The 17,344-nt window shown below is 50.2% G+C and carries 14 protein-coding genes; 7 read left to right on the top strand and 7 right to left on the bottom strand.

The annotated features are described in order from the left end of the window. Window positions 1-241 precede the first annotated feature (241 nt). Window positions 242-772 (top strand): inorganic diphosphatase, encoded by a 531-nt coding sequence (ppa, locus tag FQZ95_RS10145; protein ID WP_000055072.1) that lies wholly within the window; start codon window positions 242-244, stop codon window positions 770-772. A gap of 377 nt (window positions 773-1,149) precedes the next feature. Here the strand turns inward: ppa and FQZ95_RS10140 are convergent, their stop codons facing one another. The 3 genes from FQZ95_RS10140 to tamA are packed head-to-tail and all read right to left on the bottom strand — an operon-like array spanning window position 1,150 to window position 7,003. Next, entirely contained in the window at window positions 1,150-1,491 is a 342-nt protein-coding gene (locus FQZ95_RS10140; RefSeq protein WP_001219160.1) for a gamma-glutamylcyclotransferase family protein, read from the bottom strand. Between the two features lie 2 nt (window positions 1,492-1,493). After that, a complete protein-coding gene (tamB, locus tag FQZ95_RS10135; protein ID WP_088541510.1) occupies window positions 1,494-5,273 on the bottom strand; it encodes an autotransporter assembly complex protein TamB in 3,780 nt (1,259 codons plus the stop codon). Further along, window positions 5,270-7,003, bottom strand: a complete 1,734-nt coding sequence (gene tamA / locus FQZ95_RS10130) for an autotransporter assembly complex protein TamA (protein WP_001269295.1) — start codon at window positions 7,001-7,003, stop codon at window positions 5,270-5,272. Before tamA ends, tamB begins: the two co-directional genes overlap by 4 nt. A 205-nt stretch (window positions 7,004-7,208) precedes the next feature. Between tamA and msrA the strand changes: the two genes are divergently transcribed. Next, on the top strand, window positions 7,209-7,847 hold the full coding sequence (msrA, locus tag FQZ95_RS10125) for a peptide-methionine (S)-S-oxide reductase MsrA (RefSeq protein WP_001355104.1): 639 nt from the start codon (window positions 7,209-7,211) through the stop codon (window positions 7,845-7,847). 322 nt (window positions 7,848-8,169) lie between these two features. Further along, window positions 8,170-9,513: a hemolysin family protein gene (locus tag FQZ95_RS10120; protein WP_000934983.1), complete on the top strand. Its 1,344-nt coding sequence runs from the start codon at window positions 8,170-8,172 to the stop codon at window positions 9,511-9,513. Between the two features lie 62 nt (window positions 9,514-9,575). On the opposite strand, the gene FQZ95_RS10115 is transcribed toward FQZ95_RS10120, so the two are convergent. Next, the gene (locus tag FQZ95_RS10115; protein ID WP_000689228.1) at window positions 9,576-9,782 is read right to left on the bottom strand and encodes a DUF1107 domain-containing protein; all 207 of its coding nucleotides are present in this window, start codon (window positions 9,780-9,782) and stop codon (window positions 9,576-9,578) included. Between the two features lie 325 nt (window positions 9,783-10,107). Here FQZ95_RS10115 and FQZ95_RS10110 point away from each other — a divergent pair, with 325 nt between their 5' ends. After that, window positions 10,108-10,662: a YtfJ family protein gene (locus tag FQZ95_RS10110; RefSeq protein WP_032185766.1), complete on the top strand. Its 555-nt coding sequence runs from the start codon at window positions 10,108-10,110 to the stop codon at window positions 10,660-10,662. Window positions 10,663-10,762: 100 nt separating this feature from the next. Here the strand turns inward: FQZ95_RS10110 and FQZ95_RS10105 are convergent, their stop codons facing one another. After that, window positions 10,763-11,686, bottom strand: a complete 924-nt coding sequence (locus FQZ95_RS10105) for a hypothetical protein (protein WP_088541511.1) — start codon at window positions 11,684-11,686, stop codon at window positions 10,763-10,765. A 212-nt stretch (window positions 11,687-11,898) separates the two neighbouring features. Then, window positions 11,899-12,639 carry a 3'(2'),5'-bisphosphate nucleotidase CysQ gene (gene cysQ / locus FQZ95_RS10100; protein ID WP_000886904.1) on the bottom strand — a complete coding sequence of 247 codons (741 nt, stop codon included), beginning with the start codon at window positions 12,637-12,639 and terminating at the stop codon, window positions 11,899-11,901. Between the two features lie 189 nt (window positions 12,640-12,828). Here cysQ and cpdB point away from each other — a divergent pair, with 189 nt between their 5' ends. Continuing rightward, the gene (gene cpdB / locus FQZ95_RS10095; protein WP_088541512.1) at window positions 12,829-14,772 is read left to right on the top strand and encodes a 2',3'-cyclic-nucleotide 2'-phosphodiesterase; all 1,944 of its coding nucleotides are present in this window, start codon (window positions 12,829-12,831) and stop codon (window positions 14,770-14,772) included. 128 nt (window positions 14,773-14,900) lie between these two features. Here cpdB and FQZ95_RS10090 read toward each other — a convergent pair whose 3' ends face one another. Continuing rightward, the gene (locus FQZ95_RS10090) at window positions 14,901-15,281 is read right to left on the bottom strand and encodes a winged helix-turn-helix transcriptional regulator (protein WP_088541513.1); all 381 of its coding nucleotides are present in this window, start codon (window positions 15,279-15,281) and stop codon (window positions 14,901-14,903) included. Window positions 15,282-15,368: 87 nt separating this feature from the next. Between FQZ95_RS10090 and qorB the strand changes: the two genes are divergently transcribed. Together qorB and FQZ95_RS10080 are read left to right on the top strand one after the other, a co-directional pair. Then, window positions 15,369-16,229: an NAD(P)H:quinone oxidoreductase gene (gene qorB / locus FQZ95_RS10085; protein ID WP_088541514.1), complete on the top strand. Its 861-nt coding sequence runs from the start codon at window positions 15,369-15,371 to the stop codon at window positions 16,227-16,229. A 108-nt stretch (window positions 16,230-16,337) separates the two neighbouring features. Next, a complete protein-coding gene (locus FQZ95_RS10080) occupies window positions 16,338-17,303 on the top strand; it encodes a DMT family transporter (protein WP_088541515.1) in 966 nt (321 codons plus the stop codon). The last annotated feature ends 41 nt before the right edge of the window (window positions 17,304-17,344 follow it).

Genomic DNA, 17,344 nt, shown 5'->3' with positions numbered 1-17,344 from the left:
TTATGTAACGGATTGCGTTACATCACACTTCAAAAAAGTAAATAAAACGTTAATCACAAGTTTGTAATCGCTTTCATCTCACTATGAAAAATGCGGCTACGGTTATGGATTTTCCTGCTCTGTAAACCTTCTTAAAACTGGCGAAAAAGGAAAATGAAGACGAAAACAAGCGAAGACATTCGGCGCGAGTTGGCTATAATACTCGGCACTTGTTTGCCACATATTTTTAAAGGAAACAGACATGAGCTTACTCAACGTCCCTGCGGGTAAAGATCTGCCGGAAGACATCTACGTTGTTATTGAGATCCCGGCTAACGCAGATCCGATCAAATACGAAATCGACAAAGAGAGCGGCGCACTGTTCGTTGACCGCTTCATGTCCACCGCGATGTTCTATCCGTGCAACTACGGTTACATCAACCACACCCTGTCTCTGGACGGTGACCCGGTTGACGTACTGGTCCCGACTCCGTACCCGCTGCAGCCAGGTTCTGTGATTCGCTGCCGTCCGGTTGGCGTTCTGAAAATGACCGACGAAGCTGGTGAAGATGCGAAACTGATTGCTGTTCCGCACACCAAGCTGAGCAAAGAATACGATCACATCAAAGACGTTAACGATCTGCCTGAACTGCTGAAAGCACAGATCGCTCACTTCTTCGAGCACTACAAAGACCTCGAAAAAGGCAAGTGGGTGAAAGTTGAAGGCTGGGAAAACGCAGAAGCCGCTAAAGCTGAAATCGTTGCCTCCTTCGAGCGCGCAAAGAATAAATAAGTTCTTCTAGTGCCATAACCCTGAACGCCGGGCTTCGGTTAGTAAGGGTTTTTTATGCCCGCGATAAATAAACTCTCTATTCCCCTATCATTATTCTCAGCGCTTGCAAGGCTTGAACGGTAAGAACAAGCAAACACGACCACCATTTTGCTGTTCATAGCCGCTTGCTGGAAATTAGCCGACCTCACTCATTCTCACCGTTCAAAGCATGCCCCCGTTTTACCCCTACGTAATTGTGAACGCCAGCAGAGTTTTTTATGCGTTTACGGATATGGAAAGCGGCTCGGAGAGAAAAGCTAAAGATAGGGAAGTTACAAAAAAAATCGCGAGATACATCGCATAAAACAACGCCACCCGAAGGTGGCGTGCTTTTATTATTACTTATCCCTGTCTAACCAGTCGCCGCTTTCAATTAGCTTTAATCCATCGACGGGTCGTTGATAAACGTACATCCATGCACTCCCGTACGGCGTCTGAATCAACTGGCGCGCGTATTCACCGCCCCTGGTGCGCAAGGCATCAAGTTCGGCCAGCGTGGCGTTGTCAATACGATAAACTTCACCGTGTACTGTTCCGTTCCCCGGAACTGCGCCTGGATAGTGGCCCAGGCTATACAACTGGTAGTTATCGATACTGAAATCGCCCAGTAACTGGGCATTGGTCATCCAGTGACTGTTGCCTTGTTTGTGGCGTAAACTGCCGTAGACAAATATTCGCATTGCTAAAACTCGAACTGATAGAGCAAATCCAGTGCCTGATCTACACCAGACACGGCTTCCAGATATAGCTTAGGCATCAGGCGATAACGTAACGTGAGTGTTGCTATTGAGTCAAATATACCCACGCCGTATTTCACTTGCAGACCTGGCAATACATAGCCGCTGACCACCACCTGGGAGGAGTCGCCTACTCCCTCTGTGTCGAGCGCTAAATTGCTTACGCCAAACGTCTCGCCGATTTTACCCACAATCTGACCACTTTGTGCAACCCCCAGACCAATCAGCATTGAGGTCATCGCCGCACTGTCACTCTGATCGCTCTCCAACCCTTGTCCACGTAGCAGGTAGGAAAGCGCGGCCTGTTGCGACATCGCCGGGTCAGAGAAGATCTCCGCTTTCGGTTCGTCTGCCAGACCAGTGACGCGAACTCCGGCGATTACGTCGTCTTCTGTAGCATCCGGGTTACGAATGGCTTCGATATTAAGATATGGTTGATCCGGCGGACCAGAGAACAGCAACTCGCCTTTGCGAACGATCAGATCCTGACCATAGGCATGGAAGCGCCCTTCAGGGATGTTGATCTGCCCGTTCAGGCCCAGCCCTTGTTTATCCTGTACGACGTTAAGATCGCCCGTCAGCCGCGCTTTCAGGCCAAAGGCGTCAATGCGCACATTGTTGCCAACGTGGACAATCAGGTTGCTGTTAATCGGAATCGACGCCGTTTTCGGCTCTTCCGGTTGCAGGTTATCGTTAAGCATCACCACATCGCTGGAGACGCCTACTGCACTTTCCGGCAGATCGTGCACCACGATGCGCGCCCACGGGACATCCACGCGACCATCGAGGGTAAACAGGTTTGGTGTAGCCTCGAATACAACATCTGGGGATACATCCATTCGTACCATCGGCGGCACGGTGATCCGTACCTTACTGCCTTTCGCGGTTACCCTCGCCCGCCAGTTTTCAATCTGGCTCCAGTCGGCGTCACCACTCAGGTAGATTTCTCCCTGTTGGGTCCGCACAGTACCGGCAAGCGTCGAGCGCATACCGTTAAAATTAACCGCAAGCTGGCTCGGCTGCATATCAAACGGCATAAAGTTGCCGTCGATATCCACACCCGTAACCTGGAGCTGACCAAACAACTGCGGGCTTTGCACATCACCACCCAGACGTAAGTTAGCACTCACCATCCCCGCTGCTTTTTCCCCACGGGTAAAGATGGGATTTATCATCGCAAGGTTGAAGTTACGGATATTAACGTTGCCACCAAGATTACGGCGGCCTTGCGGATCGGTCACCTGCACCTGCCCATCAAACTGGCCGTTATTGGTCAGGCGGATGGTCCAGCCCAGTTCGGCACGGTTGTTACGCAACTCCGCTGTCAGATTCAGCGTCTGAAACGCCACGGGCAGCGCCGCATCGTTGACGGTTTGCGTTACCTGCACGTTACGCCCCGAAAGGGTGATACTCCCCTGTGGCAGCCCTTCTTTAGTGGTGTCCCATGCGACATCCGCTTTACCCGTGAAGATACCGCTGGCCTGTGTGGTTTCTGGCATAAACGGTTTCAGCATCGCCAGGTCGAAGCGGTTGAGATTCACCACCGCACGCCCTTCAGCCCCGGCATCAATGGTTTGTGGCACGCACAGTTCTGCATTCGGGTTAAGCCAGCAGTGTGGCCCGATGCTGATTTTTTGCTCCTTGTTGCGATAATCCAGCGCAATATCGCGGGTCAGCGACCACGGGCCGACTGGCGTCTGGAAGCGGGTATTGCTAAGTGTTCCCTTCCAGCGTTCTTCTTTGCGATCAAAACTTCCTGCCAGATTAAGCTGCCCGGAAACCGGTTCGCCCTGAATCCGCAACTGTAGCTCGTGCTGCTTTTCGCTGCCTTTGGCATTGAGGGTGACGAGGTTGATATTTACATCCGGCTGCGAGATTTGCTCAACGCGCACGTCAAGTTTACCCGCAATCTGGTCGGTGGATTTGATATCGCCTTCCACACGAACCTGCGCCACGGAAAGTTCCTGCCAGCGCAGACCGCGTGCGGTGATATCGGCCAGCAGCTGCGGTGCTTCCACTGTGCCGCGTACTTTCACCAACCCTTTCGCTGTACCACCCAGTCCTGGTAGCGCATTATCCAGCCCCGGCGCGTTGATGGTGGCATCAAGATTGAGATCTTTTACACCCAGTTCACCTTTCACTTCGGCACTGTTTGGCCCCAGTTCCAGATGCAACCCAGGGATGGTCCACTGCATGTAACTGTTGCCTTTTAGTGTACCGTCAACATTCACTTTGTTCTGTTTGACGTTACCGGTCAGCTTCAACTCCGGCACCTCCATCTGCCAGGTGCCGCCATACAGACTACCGCGCGTTTTAATCAAACCATTGAGTTTCGACGGCCACTCCGGGAACTCTTTCGCGGTGTTAATGCCATTAAGCGTTAACTCACCGCGCCAGCTAATTGCCTGCTGCCAGTCGAGTAGCGCCTTGAGTTCAGTTTTCCCTTCCAGCGCCGCGACGGTGAGTTTGTCGAGATTGACCTGCTGTTCATTACCTTTGGCATCAAGGGTAATGGTGGCTGGCGGGATCTCCTGTCCCTTCACTGCCGTGCGCATAGAGAGCGTGTAATCGGTCATTTTACCGGTGAGTTTCAGTTTCAGATCATCCGCCTGATACTGCTTCTCACCAGTGAACGGCCAGTAAAGCTGTTTGCTGTTCACTTCCACGTTGAGCGGCAATCCAGCTTCTGCCAGCCGCGTCTGGGCGCGCAGATCCATATCTACCGGGCCAGAAAGGTTAACGCCTATCTCCAGCTGTTCGCGCAGCGCACCACCCACTTTCAGCTTCACCTTTTCGCCTTTCAGCGGCTCCACGTTCAGTGTGCTGTTGAGGGTGATATCCACCGGCCAGTTGTCTGATAGCTGCGCCGTGCCGCTGGCGTTGACGATCCCTTGATTGGAATCGATATCCAGGGCGTCCAGTTTGGTATTACCGTCGATGCTGCTCACTTTCAGCAGCATGGTGCTCACGGTGATGTCCGTGTCGCCTGTCACGCGCAACTGCTCGCCCTTAAACTCTTCAATATTCAGGTTGAGCGGCAAATGCACGTCAGTCATTTCCGGCAATACCGGGCGAGAAAAGAGATCTTTCAGCGTTTCGCCGAGCGGTTTTTCATCCGGCTGCGGATTTTCAATCTTCGGTTCGACGACCTCTTCCTGCGCTACTTCCGCCACTTTCGGCAGAGCAATCAATAAACCTTTCAGTGATGTCGGTTTCAGGGTCAGGGTTTTCTCCTGCCAGTTCAGGCCGGAGGTGAAGTCCATCACCGACACCGTGGTGTCATCAATCTTGATGTTGACGTTGTCCAGCGCCACCCGCGTCAGGGTGATGGGATAGGGCGTGGAGAGATCCAGCGGCCCGCTATCTTCCTCTTCTTCAACCTGTTCAGAAGGGGGCATTTTTTTACTGTCGATGTTGACCTGAATGTCTTTCAGCGCCAGGTCATTAATACAAACGCTACTGTTCCACAGGCACTCAAGCACGACCGCCAGATGGAGATTGCCCGCTTTTACCGCCACGCCTGGCTGCTCATAACGAACGTCAGACAAGGTGAGATCGCGCCAGCCGCCGGTGACCTTGCCAATATCCAGTCCTGGCACCCAGCGATCCGCCGCTTTAAATACCAGATGCAGGCCGCTGGTGGTGCCCACCAGAAACGCCACCGATCCCAGCAACAGTAAGATAACGATAACCACGCCGAGGCTGATTTTTTTCCATAAACTCATAATTCTGGCCCCAGACCGATGTAAAACTGTAACCCGTGTTCGTCTTTATCCGCGACCGGTACGGCAAAATCGAGTTTGATTGGCCCGACCGGCGATTCCCAGCGCACGCCAACCCCGGTACCGGTTTTAAAGTCGCTGCGGCGAATATCGCTTACCGCTTCGCCACTATCGACAAACACCGCGCCCCACCATTTTCCGGTCACGTTGTACTGGTACTCCAGCGATCCGGTTATCAACTTCGATGCCCCTTTCAGGTCACCGTTGGCGTATTTCGGGGCGATAGATTTGTATTTGTAGCCACGAATACTGCGGTCGCCCCCGGCGAAGAAACGCAGATCCGGCGGTACTTTGTCGAAATCACCCGTTTCAATCCAGCCCAGCGTGCCGCGTGTCACAAAACGATGGCGATCGTACAGTGTGCGGATCCAGACGTTCTGCGCCTGGAAAACGGAGAAATCGACATCCGAGCCCCAGGCCGTGTTGGAGTAGTCGATAGAGTAACGTTGCGAGTCGCCCCAGGTTGGCATCAGGCCACCACGAGAACGCGTGCGGCTAATCATCACCCCCGGATAAAACAGCATCGTGGTGTTGGTAATTTCACCCTGGGTAAAGTGGTCGAGACTCCAGCGCAGGTTAATGGCACGCTGCCAGCCGCTGGAAAGATCCCAGTAGCGAGAAGCCACCAGCGTCGTGGAGTCAGACTCGGTATCGTTCAGGTCAGTGCGCTTAAAACCGCCCTGCACCAAATAATATTGTTCCAGCGGGTTCTTCAGCAGCGGCATTTTATAGCTGAAGTCGAGGATCTGTTCTGGCGCGGAAATACTGGTACTGGTGGTCAAACTGTGACCGTATGAGTTCATCCACGGCTTTTTCCACGTCGCTTTCACGCGCGGTCCCACGTCCGTAGAGTAACCGACACCGGTTTCGATGGTGTTTTCTGTGCGCGGCGAAACCACGCCCGTCAACGGTAATACTTTCGTTTCGCGCGCTTTATCAAATTGTGGTGCCACCACCACCGAGTTAAACCAGCCGGTAGCAGAAAGTCGGCGGTTCAGTTCCGCGAGATCTTTCGACTCGTACTCATCGCCCTCTTTAAACGGCACCAGATTTTGCAAGTATTCATCGCGGATTTGTGATCCTTCAAAGGTCACATGCCCAAAGCGATAACGTTCGCCACTGTTATAATCAATATCCCAGAAGGCTTTATGCAGGCCAAGCGCAATGCCCAGCTGCGCTTTGGTAAATTCGCTATCGAAATAACCTTTACGCAACGCAATGCTGGTTAAGGACTTTTTGAAATTTTCATAATCGCCCTGGTTCAGTACCGTACCAATAGCCGGGCGAGTATCGAGCAATTTCAAATAGTCTTTATCGGTCCGCGCGCCGCCGCGCAATACCACATCGGTGCCGCCAATTAACACCGGCACGCCTGGCGTGACTTTGGCGATCAATACCTGCCGCCCTTTCTTTGGCGGTGGACGGAGATCAAATTCAATGGTCGGCTGGTAATAACCCAGCGCTTTCAGACCTTCGCGGATGGCATCATCGACGCGTGCGCGAAAGCGACGGTCTGGCGTCACTTCATCACTTTCAATTGTTGAAAGCTGTGCACGAACGTTCTTTTCCAGTTGTCCCGATAACCCTTCGACCTGTAGACGGACGTTCGCGGCGAAGGCAGATCCGCTTAAGCAGAGTAAGCTTACACAGCATAACTGTCGGATATAGCGCACATTTTCTCCTGAATATCCTTTATTCCTGCCCCTGGAACGCCGTTAAACGGCTTAACAAAAATCCAGTAATATGGATTAAAAAGCAGACTAAACCCCAAATATTTCTTATGTTTTACTTTAGACCTATTCACGGTGGTTATTGTGTGCAAATACGTCTCTTGTTACAACCTTAACCCCAATGACCGATTTTCGGGAGAGCGACACCATGAGTTTATTTGATAAAAAGCATCTGGTTTCCCCCGCCGATGCCCTGCCTGGACGTAACACCCCGATGCCCGTAGCCACGCTGCATGCGGTCAATGGTCACTCAATGACCAATGTACCTGACGGAATGGAGATTGCCATTTTTGCGATGGGTTGTTTCTGGGGTGTGGAGCGTCTGTTCTGGCAGTTACCCGGCGTTTACAGCACCGCCGCAGGTTACACCGGCGGATATACGCCAAACCCCACTTATCGGGAAGTGTGCTCCGGTGATACTGGTCATGCCGAAGCGGTACGCATTGTTTACGATCCTTCAGTCATCAGCTATGAGCAGTTGCTACAGGTATTTTGGGAGAATCACGATCCCGCCCAGGGAATGCGTCAGGGCAATGACCACGGCACGCAGTATCGTTCAGCGATTTATCCGCTGACCCCAGAACAGGATGCCGCCGCTCGTGCCAGTCTGGAGCGTTTTCAGGCGGCGATGCTTGCCGCCGATGACGATCGTCACATCACCACGGAAATCGCTAACGCCTCACCATTTTATTATGCCGAAGATGACCACCAGCAATATCTGCATAAAAACCCATATGGTTACTGTGGAATTGGCGGAATTGGCGTCTGTCTGCCGCCGGAAGCATAGCGTTACGGTTACAAACTCAGATTGTTGATAAAGTGAGCTTTGTTTATGCCGGATGCGGCGTAAACGCCTTGCCAGGCCTACAAAACCCTCAAAATTCAATGTATTGCAGAGACTTCGTAGGCCTGAACAGCATAGCGCATCAGGCAGTTTTGCATTTATCAGTCGTCTGAATTTTAACCCTCTGGCGACTTTACAGTACCTTACGCTATACTAGCCACTGAAAATGCCGGTTCACTTTCTTCGAATCGGCTTTCAATGTGTATTTCACACAAATTAATCAACTTCCCCTTCCGAGGATCTGGCCTGAAAGGTCGGATAAGATATGTTAAACAGTATTTTTGTCATACTCTGCTTGATCGCTGTAAGTGCGTTCTTCTCGATGTCCGAGATCTCACTTGCCGCTTCACGCAAAATCAAACTAAAACTGCTGGCTGATGAAGGCAATATAAATGCCCAACGCGTTCTGAATATGCAAGAAAATCCTGGCATGTTCTTTACCGTGGTACAAATCGGTCTTAACGCAGTGGCGATTCTCGGCGGTATTGTCGGTGATGCGGCGTTTTCTCCAGCTTTTCACAGCCTGTTCTCCCGCTATATGTCGGCGGAACTCTCTGAGCAACTGAGCTTTATTCTCTCTTTCTCGTTAGTAACTGGCATGTTTATCCTGTTTGCGGATTTAACTCCGAAACGCATCGGTATGATTGCGCCAGAAGCGGTGGCTTTGCGTATCATCAACCCGATGCGCTTCTGCCTGTACGTTTGCACCCCGTTGGTGTGGTTCTTCAACGGCCTGGCGAATATGATCTTCCGTATCTTTAAACTGCCAATGGTACGTAAAGATGACATCACTTCTGATGACATCTATGCAGTTGTGGAAGCAGGTGCACTGGCGGGCGTGTTACGTAAACAGGAACACGAGCTGATAGAAAACGTCTTTGAGCTGGAATCCCGTACCGTTCCGTCGTCAATGACACCGCGTGAAAACGTGATTTGGTTTGATCTCCACGAAGATGAGCAAAGTCTGAAGAATAAGGTGGCGGAACATCCGCACTCGAAATTTCTCGTCTGTAATGAAGATATTGACCACATCATCGGCTATGTCGATTCTAAAGACCTGCTGAACCGCGTGCTGGCTAACCAAAGCCTGGCACTGAACAGCGGCGTACAAATTCGCAACACACTGATTGTGCCGGATACATTAACCCTTTCAGAGGCATTGGAAAGTTTTAAAACTGCGGGTGAAGACTTCGCGGTGATCATGAACGAGTACGCGCTGGTCGTGGGGATCATCACCCTCAACGACGTAATGACCACACTAATGGGCGATCTGGTCGGTCAGGGACTGGAAGAGCAGATTGTCGCCCGTGATGAGAACTCATGGTTGATTGATGGCGGCACCCCGATTGACGACGTAATGCGTGTGCTGGATATTGATGAGTTCCCGCAGTCAGGCAACTACGAAACCATCGGCGGCTTTATGATGTTTATGCTGCGTAAAATCCCGAAACGCACCGACTCGGTGAAATTCGCCGGCTACAAATTTGAAGTGGTGGATATCGATAACTACCGCATCGACCAGTTGCTGGTAACGCGGATCGACAGCAAGGCCACCGCCCTTTCGCCCAAACTGCCTGACGTTAAAGATAAAGAAGAAAACGTCGCGTAACCCCAAGAAACATCAACGGCTCCTGAATCAGGAGCCGTCTTATTTACTGCATAGCACTTTGGTTAAGCCATCTCTGTTTGCAGACGCATAACCTGACGGTTAACTTCGGACATCACTGACAAATGCAGCTTATCCTTCACTTTTGGGATAAGAATCTTACCCTTATCAAATTCAAAAGCGCCAACGTCCTTGATGTATAACCGTCCACGGAACAGGATCTTTACGTACTTCGCCACCTGCAGTGGGTTGTACCGTTGGAAAATTTTCATTGTTATCTCCTGCTGAGTATTACGCCTTTGCGGTGCCACAATCGGCCCAACTATTATGAGGCGCAAATTTTAATGCTTAGTGACTATAGACTATCCGGGTAATGTTTCCACCGCGTATAACTTTTTTTACCTAAAGGTTACAATTATTCAGAATTATCTTTTTACCGAAGCGCGGTCTTCAGTATAAGCATTCATTTTTCATATGATTTGTGCGCTTGACCGCAAACTGGCATCACACTTGCGGGAAATTCGATAAATAGCACATATGATTAAAAGTCAGACCCCAAGTGGTCGGATCACCTGCATATCATAAGAAGGATACACCATGACCCTACGTAAGATTCTGGCACTCACCTGCCTGCTGTTGCCGATGATGGCTTCCGCACATCAGTTTGAAACCGGTCAACGAGTGCCACCGATAGGCATTACCGATCGGGGCGAGTTGGTGCTTGATAAAGATCAGTTTAGCTACAAAACCTGGAACAGCGCGCAGTTAGTGGGAAAAGTGCGAGTACTGCAACATATTGCTGGTCGCACCTCTGCAAAAGAGAAAAACGCGACGCTGATTGAAGCGATTAAATCAGCAAAGTTACCGCACGATCGTTACCAGACCACCACCATTGTGAACACCGACGACGCGATTCCGGGTTCTGGCATGTTTGTGCGCAGCAGTCTGGAGAGTAATAAAAAGCTTTATCCCTGGTCGCAGTTTATTGTCGATAGCAATGGCATCGCGCGCGGTGCCTGGCAGCTGGATGAAGAAAGTTCCGCTGTAGCGGTGCTGGACAAAGACGGTCGAGTGCAATGGGCCAAAGACGGTGCGCTCACTCAGGAAGAGGTGCAGCAAGTGATGGACCTGCTGCAAAAGTTGCTCAAATAATGTTAATAACATAAATTCTGGAAAAATAAATTTCCCCTTTCGAGATATATGGGATAGGGGAATTAAGTCTCTGAGTTTTTACGCCGAACTCATACTAGTATCAATAACCCTTATTCTCGTTTAACGGTTTTACCTCTTTTTTAAACGCTTCAATGGTAGATTTATATTTCTTGTGAATCTTTTCTGCGGTATAATTACCGTTTGCGGCCAGATTTGCACTTACAATCGCTTCCACTTGCTCGGTTATTTCCACTTGTTGGTAACCTGCATTAACCAGAAAATTATAAATAAGAGAGTAATCTTCACCCTGCAAAAAAATATAAGAGCCAGTTCGAAGTTCCTCATCCCCTCCATAGATTTTAAGAGCAAAGCCCAAAGATTCTATGACCATGGCATAATTTCCATTATTTATTTTCTCGCAAAAATACCATCCTTCACATTCTTTAATGCTACCTTCTGGCCCTTCAAGTTCAAATTTACCCCGTTTTAATTTGCTTACTACATTCTCCAAATAAGCAGAATCGTAAGATAAGTTACCCGCCGCCTTCCGAAAATAACCGTTAATCCTTTCAGGTATGTCAGACTGTTTTTTCTGCAAAATATCATAGGCATACAATCTTCTATTTTGTGCTAGTGGAAATTCACGGTTTTTAAAGTCTATAAATGAGTTATACTCATTTATTGTTATAGGAATTTCTTCGTATTCAAATCCAGTGCCTCGCAATGTCATTGTATATTCGGCACCGTTATCTTTAAGGCGGAAACTGATAAGAAAATTATCCATGGAGTGAACGGTTTCATCTTTTAATGAAAGCACCTGATAACTATTTTTATCGATCTGTGTTGCTCTAAGAAAGAACTCCCTTAAAATTAACAGACTATCATAATTCGAAATCCAATCCCTTTTCTTAAATGCATGCTGAATATTATTAAAGAAATTATTTGAATGTATTTTTGTATGCGATGACTTTACAAATAACTCCACTGCACCAAAAAAACTATTGTGTCTAATCTTGGGTAACATATGACAACCTTATTATATTTGGTTATTCTATGTCGCCATTAAATATCTTGTTAAAGAAGTAAACTATCAAAAAATGCTCATTATTAAGATATAACTCATTAGCGTTAGAATATTTACACTTTAAATACAATCCCTTTATATCTATAACTTTTTAGGTTGGAAACAAATCAGGATGGCAGAATCAGGAAATACACTGTTTCTGCCATATATATTTAATAAATAGAGACTCTGAACCCAGGATTCAGGAACGACTCGCGCGGGGTATAATCCAGCGGTTTACCCTGCCAGTCGTGAACGTGCGCTCCGGCCGCTGCCGCAACTGCGTGACCGGCGGCGGTGTCCCAAATATTGGTTGGCCCGAAACGCGGGTAAAGCTGCGCCTGCCCTTCCGCCACCAGGCAGAATTTCAGCGAAGAGCCGATAGACGTGGTTTGATGTTCGCCAAGCTGTTGCAGATACTCTTTCAGCTCCGCATCCGCATGGGAACGGCTGATCACCACCAGCGGCGGGCGCGCATCGCGGACCTGAATCTGCTTGCGTACACCGCACTCTTCTTTCCAGGCTTTGCCGTCTGCCGCGCTGTACATTACGTTCATTACCGGCGCATACACCACACCTAAAATCGGTTTGCCGTGGTCGATGAGCGCAATATTAACGGTGAATTCACCATTACGTTTAATAAACTCTTTAGTACCATCCAGCGGGTCTACCAGCCAGTAACGCTGCCAGTGTTGACGGACTTCCCAACCGGGAGGATCTTCTTCAGAAAGGACCGGAATATCCGGTGTCAGCGTACGTAAACCGTCCATGATAACGGTGTGTGCGGCAATATCCGCTGCCGTTACCGGAGAATTGTCCGCTTTGCTGACGACGTCCATCGGTTTCGTCCCGTCGTAGACCTGCATAATGGCATCGCCTGCATTCCGTGCAAGCTGGCATACTTGATCTAACATTTCTCCACCTCGTCTCTGTGAGCGGTGTTAACTTGTTGTTTTACTTATACCCTATCGTTAAAGAATGCGCCAACTGTGATAGTGTCATCATTTTCAAAGCGTTAAATTGTGGCATTCTTCACTGTTCTAAAAGTAAGAGGTTTATTCTCCCTTTTCTTTCGAATTCCCGATGATAAAAGGATGTCCCTGATGATTAAGTTTAGCGCAACGCTCCTGGCCACGCTGATTGCCGCCAGTGTGAATGCAGCGACGGTCGATCTGCGTATCATGGAAACCACTGATTTGCATAGCAACATGATGGATTTCGATTATTACAAAGACACTGCCACGGAAAAATTCGGACTGGTACGTACGGCAAGCCTGATTAACGATGCCCGCAATGAAGTGAAAAACAGCGTACTGGTCGATAATGGCGATTTGATTCAGGGGAGTCCGCTGGCCGATTACATGTCGGCGAAAGGCTTAAAAGCCGGAGATATTCACCCTGTCTATAAAGCATTAAATACGCTGGACTATACCGTCGGCACGCTTGGCAACCACGAGTTTAACTACGGTCTGGATTACCTGAAAAATGCACTGGCAGGAGCGAAATTCCCTTATGTAAACGCCAACGTCATTGACGCTAAAACCAAACAGCCCATGTTTACACCGTATTTGATTAAAGACACCGAAGTGATCGATAAAGACGGAAAAAAACAGACGCTGAAGATTGGCTATATTGGCGTCGTACCGCCGCAGATTATGGGATGGGATAAAGCTAATTTATCTGGCAAAGTCACCGTTAACGATATAACGGAAACTGTGCGCAAGTACGTACCTGAAATGCGCGAGAAAGGTGCCGATCTCGTTGTCGTTTTGGCGCATTCTGGTCTCTCTGCCGATCCGTATAAAGTGATGGCAGAAAACTCAGTTTATTATCTCAGTGAAATTCCGGGCGTTGACGCCATTATGTTTGGCCATGCTCACGCCGTCTTCCCGAGTAAAGATTTTGCGAATATCAAAGGGGCTGATATTGCCAAAGGCACGCTGAACGGTGTTCCGGCGGTAATGCCGGGCATGTGGGGCGATCATCTCGGCGTGGTCGATCTGCAACTCAATAATGACAGCGGAAAATGGCAGGTGACGCAGGCGAAAGCGGAAGCACGACCAATTTACGATATCGCCAATAAAAAATCCCTCGCGGCGGAAGACAGCAAGCTGGTAGAAACACTTAAGGCCGATCACGAGGCCACACGCCAGTTTGTCAGCAAACCAATCGGTAAATCTGCCGACAATATGTATAGCTATTTGGCGCTGGTGCAGGACGATCCGACCGTGCAGGTGGTGAATAATGCACAAAAAGCGTATGTCGAACACTACATTCAGGGCGATCCGGATCTGGCAAAACTGCCGGTGCTTTCAGCTGCCGCACCGTTTAAAGTCGGTGGTCGCAAAAATGATCCGGCAAGCTATGTGGAGGTGGAAAAAGGTCAATTAACCTTCCGTAACGCCGCCGATCTTTACCTCTATCCCAATACGCTGATTGTGGTGAAAGCCAGCGGTAAAGAGGTGAAAGAGTGGCTGGAGTGCTCCGCCGGACAGTTTAACCAGATTGATCCTAACAGCACGAAACCACAGTCACTGATCAACTGGGATGGTTTTCGCACCTATAACTTTGACGTCATTGATGGTGTGAATTATCAGATTGATGTTACTCAGCCCGCCCGCTATGACGGCGAGTGCCAGGTGGTTAATGCCAATGCGGAAAGGATTAAGAACCTGACCTTTAACGGCAAGCCGATTGATCCGAACGCGATGTTCCTCGTTGCCACCAATAACTATCGCGCTTACGGCGGCAAATTTGCAGGTACGGGCGATAGCCATATCGCTTTTGCTTCACCGGATGAGAACCGCTCGGTGCTGGCAGCGTGGATTGCAGATGAGTCGAAGCGTGCGGGGGAAATTCACCCGGCGGCAGATAACAACTGGCGTTTAGCACCGATTCCCGGCGATAAGAAACTGGATATCCGTTTCGAAACCTCTCCGTCAGATAAAGCCGCAGAGTTTATTAAAGAGAAAGGGCAGTATCCGATGAAGAAAGTCGCGACCGATGATATCGGCTTTGCGATTTATCAGGTGGATTTGAGTAAGTAAAACACTTCTTTTTCGGCATACAAATCATCAACCGCATCCGGCATTTATTGGCGGATGCGATGCTGTCGCATCTTATCCGCCCTGCAAGTCATGAACCGTAGGCCGGATAAGCGCAGCGCATCCGGCTGTTATGCCACACGTTCATCCCGCACTGCCAACACCTCAGGCAAATTCAACTCAATCCAGTCCGCCAGTGCAGCAACCTTTTCGCTCACCTGCTCGCCCAGCGGCGTGAGGCTATATTCCACATGCGGCGGCACCACCGGATACGCGATACGGTTAAGAAAACCATCCTGCTCTAGCGCCTGTAACGACTGCGCAAGCATCTTTTCACTCACCCCACCCATCTTGCGGCGCAGGTCGCTAAAACGGTGCGTACCTTCGCGAAGCGCGACCAGAATCAATACCCCCCAACGGCTGGTGACGTGTTTCAACACCTCGCGCGACGGGCACTGTTCGGCGAAGAGGTTACCCTCTTTCAGTTGTTGCGACAGGCTAGCCTGGCTCATTCATACTTACCTTTTTGTACGTACTTACTAAAAGTAAGTTTAGGTGGTAGCGTATTTAAACACAAGACAAACCGATGGAGGCTTCCCATGATCGCAATTACCGGCGCAACCGGCCAACTTGGTCACCATGTTATTAACTCCTTACTGAAAACCGTTCCTGCCAGCCAAATAGTGGCTATCGCACGTAACCCGGCAAAAGCGCAGGCATTGAGCGCGCAAGGCATTACTGTACGTCAGGCTGACTACGGCGATGAAGCCGCACTGACATCTGCGCTTCAGGGAGTGGAAAAACTGCTGCTGATCTCTTCCAGCGAAGTGGGGCAACGTGCCCCGCAGCATCGAAATGTTATTAATGCCGCTAAGGCGGCGGGCGTGAAATTTATCGCTTATACCAGCCTGCTACATGCTGATACCTCCCCGCTCGGCCTCGCCGATGAGCACATCGAGACGGAGAAAATGCTGGCTGTTTCTGGCATCGCTTACACCTTGCTGCGCAACGGCTGGTACACCGAAAACTATCTCGCCAGCGCCCCGGCAGCACTGGAGCACGGCGTATTTATCGGTGCCGCGGGCGATGGCAAAATTGCCTCAGCTACGCGAGCTGATTATGCGGTAGCTGCGGCGCGCGTAATTAGCGAAGCAGGTCACGAAGGCAAGGTTTATGAACTGGCAGGTGATAGCGCCTGGACACTGACACAGTTAGCGGCGGAACTCACCAAACAGAGCGGCAAACAGGTTACCTATCAAAACCTGAGCGAAGCTGATTTCGCCGCGGCGCTGAAAAGCGTCGGTCTGCCTGACGGGCTGGCGGATATGCTGGCAGATTCTGACGTTGGCGCATCGAAAGGCGGCCTGTTTGATGACAGCAAAACGCTTAGCAAATTGATTGGCCGCCCAACGACAACATTAGCCGAGAGCGTAAGCCATCTTTTTAATGTTAATAACTAGTTAATTAAAGTGGCATCCTCCCGTATCCTCTCTGATAATGACGGGATGCGGGGAACGACTACGGTTGTTCCCTGAATATTTCTTCTGACAGATCAATGGATGCCAGTAATGATTAGCGGCGTGCTGTACGCCCTGTTAGCAGGGTTGATGTGGGGGCTTATATTTGTCGGGCCGTTGATCGTGCCGGAATACCCGGCGATGTTGCAGTCGATGGGCCGTTATCTGGCGTTAGGGTTAATTGCGCTGCCCATTGCCTGGCTGGGACGCGTGCGTCTGCGTCAGTTGGCGCGTCGCGACTGGCTTACCGCCTTGATGCTCACCATGATGGGCAACCTCATCTATTACTTCTGCCTTGCCAGTGCCATTCAACGTACTGGCGCGCCTGTTTCCACGATGATTATTGGCACCCTGCCGGTGGTGATTCCCGTTTTTGCCAATCTGCTTTATAGCCAGCGCGACGGCAAACTCGCGTGGGGAAAACTCGCCCCGGCACTGGTTTGTATTGGCATCGGCCTGGCGTGTGTGAATATTGCTGAGTTAAACCACGGACTCCCCGATTTTGACTGGGCACGTTATACCTCTGGCATCGTGCTGGCGTTAGTTTCCGTGGTCTGCTGGGCATGGTATGCCCTGCGCAACGCCCGCTGGCTGCGGGAAAACCCAGACAAACATCCGATGATGTGGGCGACGGCGCAGGCGCTGGTCACGCTGCCGGTTTCTCTCATCGGTTATCTCGTCGCCTGTTACTGGCTGAATACGCAAACGCCGGGCTTCTCCCTACCTTTTGGCCCCCGTCCGCTGGTGTTTATTAGTCTGATGATTGCGATAGCCGTGCTTTGCTCATGGGTTGGCGCACTCTGCTGGAACGTCGCCAGCCAGCGATTACCGACGGTGATTCTTGGGCCGCTGATTGTCTTCGAAACGCTGGCAGGTTTGCTGTACACCTTTTTGTTACGCCAGCAAATGCCGCCGCTGATGACGCTGAGCGGTATCGCGCTGTTAGTGGTTGGCGTGGTCATTGCGGTCAGAGCAAAACCGGAAAAACCCTTAATTGAACCTGTCTCTGAAAGTTGACACGCTGGCAGTGAGTTAAATAAGCCTCTGCTACGTAAGGG

The sequence above is a fragment of the Escherichia sp. HH41S genome (genome assembly GCF_009820115.1).
Lineage (GTDB): Bacteria > Pseudomonadota > Gammaproteobacteria > Enterobacterales > Enterobacteriaceae > Escherichia > Escherichia coli_F.
This window is presented reverse-complemented; position numbering and strand designations above follow the sequence as displayed.